The 16426-nt window shown below is 45.7% G+C and carries 20 protein-coding genes; 4 read left to right on the top strand and 16 right to left on the bottom strand.

Annotated elements, in window-relative coordinates:
- Positions 1-15: 15 nt before the first annotated feature.
- Positions 16-1353 carry a DEAD/DEAH box helicase gene (locus tag AC9UGD_RS04660; RefSeq protein WP_509570215.1) on the top strand — a complete coding sequence of 446 codons (1338 nt, stop codon included), beginning with the start codon at positions 16-18 and terminating at the stop codon, positions 1351-1353.
- On the opposite strand, the gene AC9UGD_RS04655 is transcribed toward AC9UGD_RS04660, so the two are convergent.
- Genes AC9UGD_RS04655 through AC9UGD_RS04645 form a run of 3 tightly spaced genes read right to left on the bottom strand, consistent with a single transcriptional unit; the run spans position 1350 to position 3689 of the window.
- Positions 1350-1961 (bottom strand): MarC family protein, encoded by a 612-nt coding sequence (locus AC9UGD_RS04655; RefSeq protein WP_509570212.1) that lies wholly within the window; start codon positions 1959-1961, stop codon positions 1350-1352. The genes AC9UGD_RS04660 and AC9UGD_RS04655 overlap by 4 nt on opposite strands.
- Positions 1958-2803 (bottom strand): PHP domain-containing protein, encoded by an 846-nt coding sequence (locus AC9UGD_RS04650; protein ID WP_509570209.1) that lies wholly within the window; start codon positions 2801-2803, stop codon positions 1958-1960. Before AC9UGD_RS04650 ends, AC9UGD_RS04655 begins: the two co-directional genes overlap by 4 nt.
- Positions 2796-3689, bottom strand: coding sequence for a DMT family transporter (locus AC9UGD_RS04645; protein ID WP_509570206.1), 894 nt, complete (start codon positions 3687-3689; stop codon positions 2796-2798). The genes AC9UGD_RS04650 and AC9UGD_RS04645 overlap by 8 nt, the downstream gene beginning before the upstream one ends.
- Before the next feature lie 22 nt (positions 3690-3711).
- Here AC9UGD_RS04645 and AC9UGD_RS04640 point away from each other — a divergent pair, with 22 nt between their 5' ends.
- Positions 3712-4989, top strand: a complete 1278-nt coding sequence (locus AC9UGD_RS04640) for a magnesium transporter MgtE N-terminal domain-containing protein (protein ID WP_509570203.1) — start codon at positions 3712-3714, stop codon at positions 4987-4989.
- Between the two features lie 12 nt (positions 4990-5001).
- Positions 5002-5499: a DUF1003 domain-containing protein gene (locus AC9UGD_RS04635; protein WP_509570200.1), complete on the top strand. Its 498-nt coding sequence runs from the start codon at positions 5002-5004 to the stop codon at positions 5497-5499.
- Here AC9UGD_RS04635 and AC9UGD_RS04630 read toward each other — a convergent pair.
- The 9 genes from AC9UGD_RS04630 to AC9UGD_RS04590 form a co-directional block, all read right to left on the bottom strand.
- Positions 5467-6588: an Mrp/NBP35 family ATP-binding protein gene (locus AC9UGD_RS04630; RefSeq protein WP_509570199.1), complete on the bottom strand. Its 1122-nt coding sequence runs from the start codon at positions 6586-6588 to the stop codon at positions 5467-5469. The two genes, AC9UGD_RS04635 and AC9UGD_RS04630, sit on opposite strands and share 33 nt — an antisense overlap.
- Positions 6585-6893, bottom strand: coding sequence for a twin-arginine translocase TatA/TatE family subunit (locus AC9UGD_RS04625; protein WP_509570196.1), 309 nt, complete (start codon positions 6891-6893; stop codon positions 6585-6587). The genes AC9UGD_RS04630 and AC9UGD_RS04625 overlap by 4 nt, the downstream gene beginning before the upstream one ends.
- A gap of 18 nt (positions 6894-6911) precedes the next feature.
- Positions 6912-8036, bottom strand: coding sequence for a S1C family serine protease (locus AC9UGD_RS04620; protein WP_509570193.1), 1125 nt, complete (start codon positions 8034-8036; stop codon positions 6912-6914).
- A gap of 10 nt (positions 8037-8046) precedes the next feature.
- The gene (locus AC9UGD_RS04615; RefSeq protein WP_509570190.1) at positions 8047-8673 is read right to left on the bottom strand and encodes an O-methyltransferase; all 627 of its coding nucleotides are present in this window, start codon (positions 8671-8673) and stop codon (positions 8047-8049) included.
- Complete coding sequence (locus AC9UGD_RS04610) at positions 8673-10148, bottom strand: leucyl aminopeptidase family protein (RefSeq protein ID WP_509570187.1); 1476 nt, start codon at positions 10146-10148, stop codon at positions 8673-8675. The genes AC9UGD_RS04615 and AC9UGD_RS04610 overlap by 1 nt, the downstream gene beginning before the upstream one ends.
- A 31-nt stretch (positions 10149-10179) precedes the next feature.
- Positions 10180-10359 carry a DUF3117 domain-containing protein gene (locus AC9UGD_RS04605; protein ID WP_445860428.1) on the bottom strand — a complete coding sequence of 60 codons (180 nt, stop codon included), beginning with the start codon at positions 10357-10359 and terminating at the stop codon, positions 10180-10182.
- A gap of 93 nt (positions 10360-10452) precedes the next feature.
- Positions 10453-10647 (bottom strand): sigma-70 family RNA polymerase sigma factor, encoded by a 195-nt coding sequence (locus tag AC9UGD_RS04600; protein ID WP_509570185.1) that lies wholly within the window; start codon positions 10645-10647, stop codon positions 10453-10455.
- Positions 10648-10670: 23 nt separating this feature from the next.
- Positions 10671-11105, bottom strand: coding sequence for an SRPBCC family protein (locus AC9UGD_RS04595; RefSeq protein WP_509570182.1), 435 nt, complete (start codon positions 11103-11105; stop codon positions 10671-10673).
- The gene (locus AC9UGD_RS04590) at positions 11102-11635 is read right to left on the bottom strand and encodes an LOG family protein (protein ID WP_509570179.1); all 534 of its coding nucleotides are present in this window, start codon (positions 11633-11635) and stop codon (positions 11102-11104) included. The genes AC9UGD_RS04595 and AC9UGD_RS04590 overlap by 4 nt, the downstream gene beginning before the upstream one ends.
- 30 nt (positions 11636-11665) lie before the next feature.
- On the opposite strand from AC9UGD_RS04590, the gene dapD reads away from it, so the two are divergent.
- Entirely contained in the window at positions 11666-12583 is a 918-nt protein-coding gene (dapD, locus tag AC9UGD_RS04585; RefSeq protein ID WP_509570177.1) for a 2,3,4,5-tetrahydropyridine-2,6-dicarboxylate N-succinyltransferase, read from the top strand.
- Here dapD and AC9UGD_RS04580 read toward each other — a convergent pair.
- Genes AC9UGD_RS04580 through AC9UGD_RS04565 form a run of 4 tightly spaced genes read right to left on the bottom strand, consistent with a single transcriptional unit; the run spans position 12509 to position 16412 of the window.
- Positions 12509-13810, bottom strand: coding sequence for a SpoIID/LytB domain-containing protein (locus tag AC9UGD_RS04580; protein WP_509570174.1), 1302 nt, complete (start codon positions 13808-13810; stop codon positions 12509-12511). The genes dapD and AC9UGD_RS04580 overlap by 75 nt on opposite strands.
- Positions 13797-14600 carry an ABC transporter ATP-binding protein gene (locus AC9UGD_RS04575; RefSeq protein ID WP_509570172.1) on the bottom strand — a complete coding sequence of 268 codons (804 nt, stop codon included), beginning with the start codon at positions 14598-14600 and terminating at the stop codon, positions 13797-13799. The genes AC9UGD_RS04580 and AC9UGD_RS04575 overlap by 14 nt, the downstream gene beginning before the upstream one ends.
- Positions 14578-15405 carry an ABC transporter permease gene (locus tag AC9UGD_RS04570; protein ID WP_509570169.1) on the bottom strand — a complete coding sequence of 276 codons (828 nt, stop codon included), beginning with the start codon at positions 15403-15405 and terminating at the stop codon, positions 14578-14580. Before AC9UGD_RS04570 ends, AC9UGD_RS04575 begins: the two co-directional genes overlap by 23 nt.
- Positions 15402-16412: a glycosyltransferase family 2 protein gene (locus AC9UGD_RS04565; RefSeq protein WP_509570166.1), complete on the bottom strand. Its 1011-nt coding sequence runs from the start codon at positions 16410-16412 to the stop codon at positions 15402-15404. The genes AC9UGD_RS04570 and AC9UGD_RS04565 overlap by 4 nt, the downstream gene beginning before the upstream one ends.
- Positions 16413-16426 lie beyond the last annotated feature (14 nt).

Here is a 16426-nt window from a genome sequence, read left to right as displayed (position 1 = left end):
TAGGAACACATTTATATGTCACCAACATTTGCCGAGCTGCCCCTGCGCAGCCAAACAATTGAAGCACTTCATGCACATGGTTTTTTAGCTCCATTTGCTATTCAAGAAATGGTTTTGCCAATCGCACTCGCTGACGGCGATGTAATCGGACAAGCAAAAACCGGAACCGGTAAGACCCTCGCATTTGGTATTCCCGTCATTGAACGTGTTATTGCACCTAATGATGCTGAGTGGGCAGATTTTGCAAATAAAGGTATGCCACAAGTTTTAATTGTTGTTCCAACTCGTGAATTATGTACTCAAGTAACGCGCGATATCGAAGAATTGGCTTCTAACCGTGGAATTCGCACACTGGCTGTTTATGGTGGACGCGCATTCGAACCACAAATTGAGGCACTACACGCTGGTGTTGAAATAGTTGTGGGAACTCCAGGTCGCCTTTTGGATTTATCTCGCCAAGGTCAGCTAAAACTTAAAGAGGTTTCACGCTTAGTTCTTGATGAAGCAGATGAAATGTTGGATCTTGGTTTCTTGCCTGATGTCGAAAAGATTCTTTCTAGTACGCCTAACCGCACGCAAACTATGTTGTTTTCAGCAACCATGCCTGGGGACATCATTGCTCTGGCTCGCCGCTTCATGAACCAACCAATTCACATTCGTACGCAGGACAGCGAAGATGAAGGAGCAGTAGTTACCCGCATTAAGCAACATGTTTTGCGCGCTCACGCAATGGACAAAATTGAAATGCTTGCTCGTATCTTGCAAGCCGATGGCCGCGGACCAACAATGGTCTTTTGTCGCACAAAGCGCACTGCGCAAAAGACAGCTGAAGATCTAATGGAACGTGGCTTTAAAGCGGCACCTATTCATGGTGATTTGGGACAAAGCGCACGTGAAAAAGCTCTGAGTGATTTCAAAGCAGGAAAATCAGATGTGCTAGTTGCAACAGATGTTGCAGCCCGCGGTATTGATATTGATGGCATTACACATGTTATTAACTACCAATGTCCGGAAGATGAAAAAACTTATGTTCACCGTATTGGCCGTACTGCTCGTGCGGGTGCTCACGGAATCGCCGTCACATTTGTTGATTGGGATGAACTCGCTCGTTGGAAGATGATTAACCAGGTTTTAGAGCTTGGTCTTGCAGAACCAGAAGAAACATATTCATCCTCAGAGCATTTGTATGAAACTCTTAATATTCCAGCAGGTTCAACAGGTCGACTAGTTAAAGCAAAGCCTGTAGCCAAAGTTGACGCTAAAGAATCTCGTCCACCTCGTGCTAAGCAAGAGGTTGCACCTGTTCGGACCGAACGCACACGCACTCGTACAAAAAAGTTTAAAGAAAGTTAAGCCGAAACAAAAACGCGGATTGCATCAACAAGCATTTGCACTGCAATTGCTGCGAGCAATAAGCCGGCAATACGAGCAACCAGAGTCACGCCTGCTTCTTTGATGACCTTTAAAATTGTTGTTGACGCCATCAAGACCGCCGCGATTGCTACGTGAACTGCAATAACCGCTGCCACTAAGCCAAGTGCCATGCTGGATGTATTTGCTTGCTGAACGAAAATCATCGTTGCAACAATTGCACCAGGGCCGGCTAAAAGAGGTGTGCCCAGTGGAACAAGGGCGACATTGGCATCACCGTCATCGCCATGCTTTTTAGCATTACCTGTCAAGAGTTCTAAGGCGACGAGCAAGAGCAAAAGCGCTCCTGCTGCCTGTAAGGCTTCCATTGAAATATTTAGATAATTTAAAATCGCTCGACCAAAAAGTGCAAAAATTGAAATGACAAGAAGTGAAACACCTGCAGCTTGTATTGCCAGGATTCGTCGAACTCGTGGTGATTTATCAGCGACTAACCCCAAGAAAATTGGTGTTGCACCAGGAGGATCCATGATCACAAAGAGTGTGACAAAAGATTGGACCGCAAAAGTTACTGCACTTATATCTTTCATGAGTTAACGACCCTTCGTGCATCTGCTTGTGCTTCTAACTTCTGCCATTGTTCCCTACTGGTGTGGTTTTCTGCTAATGAGTTCAACTTTCCCGTACCGTGGTAATCACTGCTACCAGTAACAACGAGATCCAATTCCTGCGCGATAACTCGTAGCATCGCACGCTCATCTGGGTTTTGGTCTCGGTGATCTACTTCTATCCCATTAAGACCAGCCGCGACTAAATCTACAAAATCTTCAGTTTTCAATACTTGCCCCCGATGAGATGCAAAAGGATGAGCAATTACAGCAACTCCCCCAGCGCTGCGAATCATGGCAATAGCTTCAACTGGAGTTGGGGCAGCATGTGAAACATAAAAACGAGATTCATTGTGCAATAAATCTATAAAAGCTTCATCCCGTGATTTAACAATTTTCTTGGCAACTAGAGCATCGGCTAAGTGTGGGCGCCCCATAGTTGCTCCAGCCGGCATTGCATTTTTGACATCTTCTATTGAAATATCCATACCTTCGGCTCGCATTTTTTCAATCATTTTTCGCATACGCGGTAAACGACCATCACGAGTTTCTTCTAACATTGTTTGCATTTCAATGTGCTTGGGATCAAAAAGCATGCCTAACATGTGAACGCTTATGCCATCGGTGGTTAGGCATGAAATTTCAGCACCCAGCACTAGTTGTAGCTTTCCTCGCAGAGTCTGCGTAGCTTCTTCCCACCCTGATGTTGTGTCATGATCTGATATTCCTAATACCTCTAGACCTTGAACAATTGCTTTGTTAACTAGTTCTCTTGGTCGATCGGTACCGTCGCTGCATGTCGTATGTGTGTGTAAATCAATCATTGTTCACGCCTCGCGTTCTTGTAACAACTAAAATGCAGCCAATCAAAATTAGAGCAATACCAGGAATAATTCCAGCTGGAGGTTTTTGATTCAACCACCATGCTGCAAGAACGGCACTGACTGGAACTTCAAAAAATACGATTAAAGAAACTACCGCGGGTGAAACTCTTTTGAGTGCAGAGTTAAACATTGAATGTCCCAACAGTTGTGCTCCGAGAATAAGACCCAGAAGAATCCACCATTCTTTTGCGCTAAAAGAAAATATCTCATTGCCAGCAATAAACGCCATAGGAAGCGCTGTCATTGAACAAATGAAATAACAAATAGTCGTGTAGGTCGTTGTTTCTAGAGTTCTTTGTGCTTTAGAGCCAGCAATCATGTAGGCGGCTGCCAGCGCTGCCGAAACAAGAGCAGCTAAATCTCCTAAAAATGATGTGAATGAAATTTGTAGATCTACACCGACAACAAGTAATACACCGGCAAAACTCACAATCATTCCGAGCCATGCTTTAGAAGGAATGTGACCGCCTGAAAACTTCACAAACAAAGCCGCAAAAATAGGCTGCAAAGCAACTAATGCAGTCCCTGCTGCAACCGTTGTCATTCTCATTGCTAAGAAAAATCCAACAAAGTGAAGGGCTAAGACAACTCCAGCAATTACAGCCCACTTAACGCCAGCCCTGTCTCGCTGATGACGAAGAGCAAATGGCAAGGTCACTAGTGATCCGCCGAGATTTCTCCAGAAAATCAAGGTGAGGACAGGCATTGTGCTCATCGCGATTAATGGCCCAGAAGTTCCGATTCCGATAATTCCTAGACCTAAACGAATCAGATCTGGACGAGCAGGTATCGCCGTATGGTGGTTAATGCGTTCGCCTGCGTTCATAAGAGAAAGGTACCCTTATCCCATGAGCGGCAATCTCTTAAACCGAGTATTTCTTGCCCGTCTTGCAGGTACCGCGGTCTTTGACCCAAATGGTGATCCTGTAGGTAAGGTGCGGGATGCTGTCGCGACCCTTCGTTCTACAAATCAACCACCACGAATTCTGGGATTAGTTGTTGAAGTCCCATTGCGTCGTCGTGTCTTTGTGCCCATCACTCGAGTAACTTCGATCGAAAGTGGCGCGGTTGTTATTACTGGATTACTTAATATGCGCCGATTCGAAACACGTCCGGGTGAAGTGCTTGTCCTTGGCGAAATGTTGGATCGTTCAATTACCTTAATTGAATCTGGCGAAGCAGTAGTTGTTGAAGATATGGGGATGGAAGAAACTCGGACTGGTGATTGGTTCATCAATCGTGTCCACATTATGCGTCGAGGTCGTGGCTTGCGTCGCAAAGGCGCAACATCAACTGTTGCATGGGAAGAAGTAACTGGTTTTGCAAGCTCTGAACAAAATCAAGGCGTTGCAAATTTGATGTCCACCCTTGCTAATTTACGTGCCGCCGACCTCGCAGCAGTTTTGCAGGATCTTGCCCCAAAGCGACGAATAGAAGTTGCCATCGCTCTAGATGATGAACGTCTTGCAGATGTGCTTGAAGAAATGGATGAGACAGATCGAGTCGCGCTGTTGGCCGAACTCGAAGGTGAACGTGCCGCAGACGTTTTGGGCGAAATGGATCCGGATGATGCAGCAGATTTGCTGCGCGAAATAGGTGAAGAACGAGCAAATGCGCTTTTGGATTTAATGGAACCAGAAGACGCTGAAGATGTTTTGCGTTTGATGACCTACGAAGATTACTCAGCAGGCGGAATGATGACGACTGAGCCAATTGTTCTCACCGCAGATTCAACAGTTGCCGATGCATTAGCTGCGGTTCGCCAAAAAGAAATTTCTCCTGCACTTGCCTCGCAAATTTATATCTGCCGCCAGCCAGTAGAAACACCAACCGGCCGCTTTATTGGCGTTGTTCATTACCAGCGCTTACTGCGCGAGCCCCCTGCAACTTTGTTGGGTTCGATTGTTGATAATGATTCAAAGGGTGTAAATCCAGATGCAACTTTGCACGAGGTTTCCTCGTATTTAGCTAGTTACAACATGCTTTCGCTTCCCGTTGTAGATGCCAATGAACGTTTACTCGGGGCCGTAACAGTTGATGACGTACTCGATCACTTATTGCCTGAAAATTGGCGACATGATCACCGAGAAAAATCACCAGTAACTTTTAAGTCAGAAACATTGTAAGGAGGGCAAAAGATGGCACGCACTAATGGATTAGACACTCCACGCGAAACCCGTCGTTCACTGCGCCCTAATTTTGATCCAGAAGCTTTTGGTCGCTTGTCAGAGCGTTTCGCACGTTTCTTGGGTACTGCGCGTTTCCTTGTGTACATGACTTTCTTTGTTATGTTTTGGGTTGTGTGGAACTTTGCCGCACCAGTTGATCTTCGTTTTGATGATTACCCATTTATTTTCTTAACATTGATTCTTTCCTTGCAAGCATCATATGCCGCACCCCTGATCCTTCTTGCACAAAATCGTCAAGCAGACCGAGATCGTATTCAGCTTAATGAAGATCGGGCGCAGAACGAACGATCAATTGCTGATACCGAGTATTTAACGCGCGAACTTGCTGCACTTCGTAACTCTTTGGGTGAAGTTGCCACTCGCGACTTTGTGCGTAGCGAACTTGCAGATTTGGTCGATGAGCTTGCAAAAGAGTTACGTCGAGATACCCAATCGGACTCCGAGTAAAGATTTATTTCGCTTCACGATTTTTTCTGTAATCTCTAGAATTGCAATAGAAGCAACCGAGGTTGGGTCAGCTTCGACAATAGGCGCACCATCATCTCCGCCAGTTCGTAACGCTGGACTAAATGGAATCTTTCCGAGCAATGGAACATCGCTACCTACTAATTGGGACATGCGGCGAGAAGTTTCTTCTCCTCCACCTTCTCCAAACAGTGACATGGGTTCACCACAGGATGGGCACGGAAACTGCGACATATTTTCAATCACGCCGATTACATGCTGATGGATTTGGTGAGCGATGCGGCCCGCACGTTCTGCGACTTCAGCTGCTGCAATTTGCGGGGTTGTCACAACCACAATTTCAGAGTTTGGGATTAACTGCCCCAGTGAAATGGCTAAGTCACCAGTTCCGGGCGGAAGATCAATTAACAAAAGATCTAGGTCCCCCCAATAAGCATCAGAAAGAAGCTGTTCAAGTACTCGGTGCAATAACGGCCCACGATAGGCGACGGGATCTGAGCGCTCTGGCTTAAACATTTCCATAGACACAGTCTTTACTCCGTAGGATTCAAGCGGAATAAACATTTGATCAATCGCCGTTGGTCGTTGGCCCATCAGGCCCATCAATCGAGGAATTGAGTGACCGTAAACGTCCGCATCTAGAATTCCAACATTCAAACCCTTTTTAGCCGCAGCAACTGCCAAGTTAGCGGTAACCGAAGATTTACCAACTCCACCTTTTCCGGAAGCGATTCCGATAACACGAGTGAGTGAATCAGGTTGTGCGAATGGAATGAATTTTTCACGGCCGCCCCGAACAATCTTCTTTACATTATTGCGTTGCTCTTCGGTCATTACTCCAAAAGTTAAATCAACTGATGTAACACCATCTACTTTAGTAATCGCAGTTGTAACATCATTGCGCAGGCGATCTTGCATCGGACAAGCTGAGATTGTAAGTAAAACCGTCACGCTTACAGCACCATTTTTTTCCTGTAAATCTTCTACCATTCCTAATTCGGTAATTGGCTTTCGAAGTTCGGGATCTTGAACCTTTGATAGTGCTTCAGAAATCTGATCGATTAAACTCATAGGAGATCTGGATCAATCATTGCCTTCGGACGATTCACCTTTGGTTTAGCGGTTCCTTCGTCCAGTAAATCTGCTACCTGCTTTTTCATAAATGATTTTGGATTTAAATCTTTAGGCTGTAAATCTTCAAAACCTGGTCCTAGGTTTTCGCGAAGTTCAGCGGTAGCAGTTGATGCCAAGCCGCGAAGTTTCTTAACCCACTGAGCCGCTTCAACAGCTAATTTCGGCAAACGTTCAGGCCCGACCAGCATCATGCCCAAAATTGCAAGGCCCAATACCTCACCCGCGCCGATATCAAAGAACATAGCGTTAGCCTACGGTACTTACTTCTTTCCTGCGATCAGAGTAAGAGTGACTGTTTTCTTGACCCCATCGCGTAAAAAGCCAAGGGTCACACGATCCCCAACATTCTTTGCTCGAATAGAAACAATGAGCTCTTCAGGTGAGTAAATCTCTTTCCCATCAATTGAGATGATGACATCCCCGCCCCGTAAGCCCGCCTTCGCCGCTGGACCACCTGACAAAATCCCACGCCCATTTGTTGAAACTTGCGCGCCATTTTCTGTGAAATTCATGTTCAGTGAAACACCGATGACTGGATAGGTTGCAACACCATTCTTGATCAATTGATCAGCGGTTTTGCGTGCTTGATTAATTGGAATTGCAAAACCCAATCCAATTGAACCAATTTGTGAAGTTGTACCAAGGGAGGCAATAGCTGAATTAACACCAATAACTGCACCAGTCGCGTCAACAAGAGGGCCACCAGAGTTTCCTGGATTAATTGCTGCATCTGTTTGAAGTGCATTTATAAATGCACTCTCAGTATTCGATTCACCCGCAGTCACGGCACGATTCTTTGCACTGATAATTCCAGTCGTGACAGTGCCGCTTAATCCCAAGGGAGAACCAATTGCAATTACTGAATCACCAACAGCCACAGCGTCGCTATCACCAAATTGCAACGCTTTTAATCCTGAGGCACCAATCTTTAATACCGCTAAATCATATGATGCATCGCGGCCAATGACTTTGGCTGAATAAAAAGTTCCATCGTTCAAAGAAACTTGAATACTTCCACCTGATTGTGCAGCGTCGCTAATCACATGATTATTTGTCAGAATATATCCGTTGCTATCGATAACAAAACCTGAACCAGTGCCTGCCCCATCAATTGATCGTGTACTAATTGACACAACTGAAGGTAAAACTCTTTGAGCGATACCGGCAACTGAATCTGGTGCACGCTGAATTGTGCTCGTTGATGAAACTAGTTGAACTCGATTAAACAAGTCTCCACCTGAAGCGTTTACTCCCAAAGCACCGCCGATACTTCCGGCGAGGACGGCGATAAGTATTGCGTTACCTTTTGAACTCTTGCGCGCAGTGGGTGGTTGCCACCAAGGAGCAGGAACTTCCTGCTTAATTTTGTTTCTGGGAAAAATCATGGTCGTATCTTTACACCTTTGTAGCTACGAGTAGGCCATCTCCCGCCGGAATCAATGAACTTACCCAATGTTCTGAGTCGTTCTTGATAATTTTCCCAGCATCACGCAAGGCCACTGTCTTTGGATCTCGCTGGGCAGCATCGCTAACTTTTCCACCACCATAGTAATTATCGATAACTAAGGCTCCCCCGCTGCGCAAAATTCGGTGAGCCTCGCTAATGACGAAACTGAGATCCTCTGGATTGTGTCGCAAAACTACTAAGTCGTATGCGCGATCAGTTAGCTTTGAAATCACTTCAACAACAGAATTGGTGATCAAGCGAAAACGCGCCTGAGCTATATCAGCGTCAGCAAATGCTAATTTGGCGATTTGAGTATGTTCCATTTCATCATCAATTGATGTGAGAGTTCCACTTTCCAACATACCGTCAAGCAGCCACAACGAACCAACGCCTGAACCTGTTCCAACTTCAACAACAGACTGTGCCTTCAGAGTAAATGCTAAGTAGCGTAAAAATGCACCTGACCCAGGGGTGGTATCACTTGTTCCCAGCTCGACACCCCGAGCACGTGCCTGCGATTTGAAAAAATCTTCTGCAATAAATCCTTCAGCAAATTGATGCGGATCAATCTTCATCACAGGGAAGTAATCCACTCTGTTAATAAGCGGACACCAAATCCAGTGCCTCCCTTTGAGTTCTCTCCTGCATCAACCTCGCTGCGAGCCGTCCCAGCAATATCCAGATGAACCCAGCGACGTGAGCCAACAAAATTTTCGAGAAATAGCGCTGCTGTAACCGACCCTGCAGAATACTTTCCCTTACTTGCGTTGTGATTGAAATCAGCAATGTCACTGCGCAATGAATCTTTGTAATCATCAACTAATGGCATATGCCAAACTCGATCACCAGAAGCGTCTCCGGCTTTTGAAAGTTGAGATGCAAGAGTTTTATCTCGGGTGTACATCGCAGCATATTGTCGGCCAAGACCAAGAGTTGCTGCACCTGTCAGCGTTGCAATATCTACTAAGTAATCAGGATCCAGATTCAAATCTGCAAATGCAAGCCCGTCTGCCAAAACCAAACGACCTTCGGCATCGGTATTAATCACTTCTACTGTTGTTCCGCCGTAATGTTTAATAACATCACTAGGGCGCTGCGCGGTGCCAGAGATAGCGTTTTCAGCCATCATCATCAACGCAGTTACCCGAACATTTGGTTGTAAATGCTCAAGCGCGGTTAACGTTCCAAGAATTGCAGCGGCGCCTGCCATGTCGCTCTTCATCGCCATCATGGTGTCGTATGGGCGTTTTAATGAAATACCGCCGGTATCAAAGGTGATGCCCTTGCCGACCAAAACTATGTGGGGCAATGCATTAACTGATTTCTTCTTAGATTTCGGGTGGTATGAGACTTCAATCATGCGAGGACCAGGCTTTGGTGAAGAACCTCCGACCGCGCGTAAGCCACCAAATTCTTTAAGCTCAGCGCCTGCAAGAACCCTAACTTTCAGAGTAGTACCTTTTGCAAAAGCTTCGGCCTGCTTACCCATCCAAGCCGGAGTCTTAATGTTCGCAGGAGTATGAACTAAATCGCGAGCGCGACATATTGCTTGCGCAATCGCTGCTGCATCATCTACGACCTCTTTATCTTTGCTTGCGACTAATAACTTCGGTTCTTCTTTTTTCTTATCAGTCTTTAGATTCCATACCCATGCGCCAAGTGCCAAAGAAATTGCGTGTGCATTTACTTCTTTAACTGCACACGCAGAATAAACAGTCATATTCTTTCCTCGAACTTTGCGGCCAACTGAGGCGCCAGCGGCTCGAAGTGCGGCCTTGCTCTGATCTCCCACTGCAACCATATAAATTCGATCAGTCGGACAATCCGTAGCACTGACTGGAATCTCGAAAATTTCTCCAGCTTTGGCGGTTGGGGCGAAGAAAGCTAACTCATCAACAAGATTTAGTCCGAAGAATTTTTCGACTTCTGAAACTAGTGGGCCAACAAACTCAAATGAAGCATCAGAATTTTTTATAAATCCGATTGCTATTGAGTTAGCCGAGGAAGCCGCTTTAAGATCTAGCGAGGCGGCAATTGGTAATGCTGACATGATTGATAAGGCTAGTGCCTTGGAAAAGGAATTACTTCTTAACTAGTGCTACTGCGGCGTGTAACGCGGCACTAAGGTTGTTTGCTTCTTCAGCGTTCATCTCGACGACCAACCGGCCGCCACCTTCTAGAGGGATTCGCATAACCAATGAGCGAGCTTCCTTTGTGACCTCCATTGGACCATCACCAGTGCGGGGTTTCATGGCTGCCATGTGGGGACTCCTCTAATCGGTTGAAATGCTCTTTTACTGCAAGGGGGTAAGTATCTCGCACAATGCACTGTTGTGCGAAATCGGGGTGAGGCCTTAAATACCCACTATTGCGCTCAATCTGGCCTTCCCTTGCTTAATGATCGAATCTACTGAGCGCTCTGGAACCCCCAACATCGCCGCAATCTGAGCCGTTGACATTGATTTCAGATAATGCATCGTCAAGATGATGCGTTCTTCATCGGGCAAGGAGGCAAGCGCATCTGCCAGAGTCTGCGGTTGCTTGCCCATTTTCCTAGTTTACTTCGTTTCGATTACTTTCTATCACGCAAATGGCGGCTGAGTTTGGCCAATGAAATTCGCACACCAGCGTACAAACCAGGTGCAATAAGTAGGAATACCACTCGTGGAGTCAGAATCTCTTCAGACCAATCAAATCGAGTCGTCTCTGCATCAATTGCACTTAACTTAAAACGACCTGTTCCTTTGATGATCTTACCGGTGTGTGTGACATCGCAAATATGTGGTGGTTGCCATGAAGTAACAATCATGTGATCCATTACTCCAAATTTACCGATCCCAGTAAATGCAGCAATAGTTGTACCGACGCCTTCACGAATCTGTGAAGTTACTTCAACTGTGGTTTGCAACATCCAATCCCCTTGTGACTCCCAATCAGCAAGAGCTGCCCACACCTTTTCAATTGGTGCCTCAATCACAAGGCTCATTGCTATGTGATTGCTTCTCACGCGCCACATGCTTTCAATGCATCATCAACATTTGTAGTCCATTGGACAATGTCGCGCATTCCGGGCTTTATAAATTTTTCTTCTTCAAGATGAACAATTAACTCGTGCAATGGTGCATAAATTCCAAACGGGTCCAAGATAACAACTGGCTTGGTATGGAATTTTAAGTAGTGCCCAACCCAAATTTCAAAAAACTCTTCAAGGGTTCCGGCTCCGCCCGGCAAAGTAATGAATGCATCAGAAATATCGGTGATCATATGTTTGCGTTGACCCATGGTTTCGACTACATGGAGTTCATCATTATCATGATCAGCAAATTCGATGTCTACAAGTGCCTGCGGAATTACACCAATAGTTTTGCCACCCTTATCACGAGCCCCACGTGAGACGGCGCCCATCATTGAAATATGACCGCCACCAGTAACTAATTCGTTGGATGATCCTGCAATTCCCTGCCCAAGTTCGTAGGCAAGTTCTACATATTTGGTATCAATCGTTGGAGATGATGAGCAGAACACGGCAATACGCATACTGCTAACAATAGAGGCTAGGCTTAGGACATGACGACCATTGCATCTGGCCACGGAATCGCAACAATCTCCAATGGAACTACCTTGGATGTTTGGTTCCCGTCTCCATCTCTGTCGGCACTATCAGGTGCTGTACCTGCAGAATTAACTTCACTTGCCAGCGCCGATGTTGCACGTGGTGTTACTCGCGAGGTAATTAGTCTCGAGATTGATACGACAAAGGCTCCTGTAGATGCGGCTGATGCTTACTTGCGCTTACATTTGTTATCGCATCGACTTGTAAAGCCTCACGGGGTTGCACTTGATGGAATTTTTGGATTACTCAGCAATGTTGTGTGGACTTCGGTTGGCCCATGCGCTGTTGATGGCTTTGAAATTACTCGTGCGCGTTTAAAAGCTGCATACGGGCATGTCAGTGTGTACGGTGTGGATAAATTCCCTCGAATGGTTGATTACGTAGTTCCAAGTGGGGTACGAATTGCGGATGCAGATCGCGTTCGCCTAGGTGCGCACCTTGCAGCTGGAACAACAGTCATGCACGAAGGATTTGTTAACTTCAATGCTGGAACATTAGGAAGCTCTATGGTTGAAGGTCGCATCTCTGCCGGTGTAGTGGTTGGCGATGGCACTGATGTCGGTGGTGGCGCATCAATTATGGGAACTTTAAGCGGGGGAGGAAAAGAAATTATCTCGATTGGCGAAAAGTGTTTACTTGGCGCTAATTCAGGTCTTGGTATTTCACTTGGTGATAACTGTGTTATCGAAGCTGGAACTTATATAACATCTGCGGCAAAGGTGCGACTTCCTGATGGTGAGATAGTTAAAGCCGCAACACTTTCTGGTGCAAGCAACCTTTTGTTCCGACGTAATTCTTTAGATGGCGGTCTTGAGGCTCAGTTGCGGACTGGGACTTGGGGTGGGCTCAACAGTATTTTGCATGCCAACTAAATTAAAGTAGGCAGATGGAATTTTTGTTCGGCTTCTAAAAGTTTCACCACGTAAGCTCTTCTTAATTCCTGCACTAGATGTGGCCCTGATGGTTGCAACTGTTCCAGTTGTATTTTTCATAACAACTTCCAAAGAAACGACATCAGGTAGCGCAAATGCCGCCGCCACAGAGCTCTGCGCAACGGTGCGATTCCACTGATAAAAGCGTGGGTTTAGCACTGGATCCAGACTGGAAAGGTCCATAACAGAGTGCGTAAAACTATTTTGCGTTCCCCATGCGTTGCCGGAGGTCTCAGTTAATCCCCCTGATGAACTTCCAAAATATGCGGTGATTGGTTTGCCTGCCTGAGTAATTGTTAAACCGACAGTATTGGTAACCGCTGCTTTCCAGAACTGCCCCCAACCCTTTTCTGTTTCTTTTGCATATCCCAAAAAGGATTGATCAGAAATTTCACCGTAAAGATCGCAATCGCAGGAAGATCGATAGATACCTGCCTTACTCATTGCATACGTTCTAGATGCAATCGCTTGTGCTTGCAGCGCGGCTTCCGGCCAAGATGATGGAACTTCACTTACTCCCCACAAGTATTCATCGGATAAACGGACAGAATTTGTAACTTCGATTCGATACCCCATCGTCGCTGCCTTGACCGCTCGAAATTGCATCTGTCCATAGCGATACTTTTTTGTAGTGCCCGTGTGGGATAACGATACGACTCCATCAACACCGCTTAAATATCGCGTACCGCTCCAGCGAACCGTGAAAATTCGATCGCGAGGAAGACTTACTGTTTTCTTTCCTGCAACAACACTCGGTAAAACTGTTGAACCCAAAATACTGAAATTCAAAGTGCTTTTAACAGGTACAACAGCTATAGGAATCACATTCTGAGCATCGCCGATGTCACCAGTAAAAATCTGCATTGTTACATCCGGTGTTGCAGTGGCCATTTTTACCGAAGTTAACAAGTGTCCTATGTTTACTCGCAACACTTTTGTATCATCCAAAGGTTCGATAGTTACATCTTTGTAATAATACGAAAGAATTGCAGTGGCGCTTTCTCCAGCTAATGCTTTTGCTCTGGCACCGATCTGACTCATGCCAACACCATGACCGTAACCAGCGCCTTTAAATTGAAAGGAGTCTGGAATATTTGTTGCAGCGGCTTGTGGTGGCGATATCAGAGCAAGCGAAATAGCCAAAACTAATGGCTTAAAAGTCCTCATCAATTACTGCGCTCTTTCCAAGGTGTAAGAACTCTTGATAAGCATCAATGACTGCGTGTGGTTCGCCACGTTGTACGAGCTTCCCCTTGTGCAACCACGCAACATCGTTACATGTCTCACGCAAAGTTTGCATCGCATGACTCACTAAAATTAGTGCGCGATCATCGCTGCGGAGCTCTTTAACGCGATTGAGGCTTTTTTCTTTAAATTTCGCATCGCCAGTACTTAGGGCTTCGTCAATGATCAAAATATCTGGTCGAACTACCGCGGCAACCGAGAAAGCGAGGCGCGCGTACATTCCTGAGGAATAGGTACGCATAGGAGCATCTATCGCATCGCCAAGTTCAGAAAATTCCGCAATTTCATCAAAGTTTTCAGCAATTTCTTCGCGGGACATCCCGGCAGCTAATCCACCCAAAAACACATTGTCCCGACCCGACATTGATGGATTAAACCCAACTCCAAGTGCCAGCAAAGTGCTGACGGTTCCGTATACCTCGATACGACCCTGCGAGGGGGGCAAGATGCCAGCAACACACCGCATTAGCGATGACTTACCAGCACCATTTGTTCCTATTACTCCCAATACATGTCCGTATTGAACATCTAAATTAATATCATCAAGTGCGCGAACTACTCTTGTTTGTTTTGTTCCTCGACCTAAAGACTTCACTCGAGACTTAATTGTTGGCTTTTTATCTATCGATGTTGTGTAGGTAAGTCCAACTCCACGGATTGATACCGCGAGTTCGTTAGTTAAATGTAAATTAGAGGCGGACAGCGAAATCACGCTCCCTCGATAAAAAGAAATAAGTTCCTACAAAGAAAAATCCTGCTGCCCATGCCAACCCTTGAAGCATGCTCGAAAGCTGTGGGGCTTCTCCTTGGACCATTGCGCGTGACCATGAATCTAGAATCGGGAAAAGAGGATTAACAATCTGGATGGCTCGAAGACTTGGCTTAAGATCAGATGCGAAGTAGAGAATTGGTGATAGATAAAGAAGCGTACGTGTTATGTACGGCAAAAAGCTTGCAATATCTCTGAAATAGACATTGATACATGAAATTGTTATTGCTAAAGCTAGGGATAGAAAAATAGTTATCAATAAGACTGGGATGGCCCACAACATTTCAAATGTAAATGGTGTTCCAACCAAAGACTTAATCACAAGAAAAACAACTAGCGTTGGTAGAAACTTGAAAATTGCAATTACAACCGCTGAAATCGGAAGCATAATTCTAGGAAAAGCGGTGTTAAGAATTAGTCGCTGTCCAGCAGTAACAGATTTCACGCCGCCAGTAAGACTATTTGCCACTAAGTAAAATAGAAAAAGACTGGCAGTTAAGTGTGCATATCGCGCACTATCTGTAGTTCCACCAATGATCATAATCAAAACAAAGTAGACCGCTGAGAGCAGTAGTGGGTTAAGAACTAGCCACAATTGCCCGAATACCGAATCAAAATGCTGCTCACGAAGTTCAGATTTGGAGTATTCCTTGATAAATGTGCGCCTAGACCATAAAGATTTCCAGTAGCGCCCTAGTTTGGGTAGGCCCGCTTTGAATGGCTCATAGACCTGCAGTGGCGTGCTCACGGATGCAAGGTTACATCAGGGGCCAGAGACTTAGGCGAAGTAAGAAATCCAAACCCCCAAGAAATGTGCATTGTTAGCAAGATTGTGGGCAAACACAGAATCTCACCCGCATTTTTTCCAATTACTACTGAAGCAATCAGGATAAACACAGCATAAACAAGGGCCGGAATTAACAGGTAAGGAGAAATCAGCCAACCCAATAGCAAAGAAAGTGTTGTGGCGGCAACAGTAAATGGTGGAGCTAAATAACGATAATTAATTGTTCCCTGGTGACGACGTGAAATGACACGACGCCAACGACCATATTCAAAGTATTGCTTTGCTAACGCTTTTATCGTTGAACGTGGTCTATACGTAACAATTAGTCGCGGATCGAAGTGGATAACTCCACCCGCCTGCCGCAATCTAAAATTGAGTTCCCAATCTTGCGCGCGAGTAAATCGTTCATCAAAGCCGCCAATTGCAACTAACGCTTCTTTTCTAAATGCACCGAGATACACAGTATCGACTTCCCCAGCAGAACCACCTATATGGAATCGAGAAGCACCTACCCCCAGTGGACTGCGCATTGCACGGGCAACAGATCGTTGAAACAAAGATTGTCCTTCAGCGGCCATCACGCCACCAACATTTACTGCCCCTGTATTTTCTAATAACTCTGACACTAATTGACAATAATTGCTAGGAATATTTGAGTGGCCATCGACCCGAACGATAATGGAATACTGAGATGCAGCAATTGCTAGATTCAAGCCAGCTGCAGTTCGGCCCGTTGGATTATCAACAATCACTACTCGAGGATCATTTATGTGTAATTGCTGTGCGATCTCTAAGGTCTTGTCGGTTGAAGGAGCCACTGCCAGAATCACTTCTAACTTTCCATCGTAATGTTGAGCAAGAATCGCGCTAACCGCGTCGGCTAAATACTTCTCCTCATTGCGGATAGGCAAAATCACCGAAATCTCTCGCTTCGGTGAGCCATATAACGCATTAGCTGATGTCGACATAACCCGCACACGCT

The organism is Candidatus Planktophila sp. (genome assembly GCF_044232745.1).
Classification (GTDB): Bacteria; Actinomycetota; Actinomycetes; order Nanopelagicales; family Nanopelagicaceae; genus Planktophila.
This window is presented reverse-complemented; position numbering and strand designations above follow the sequence as displayed.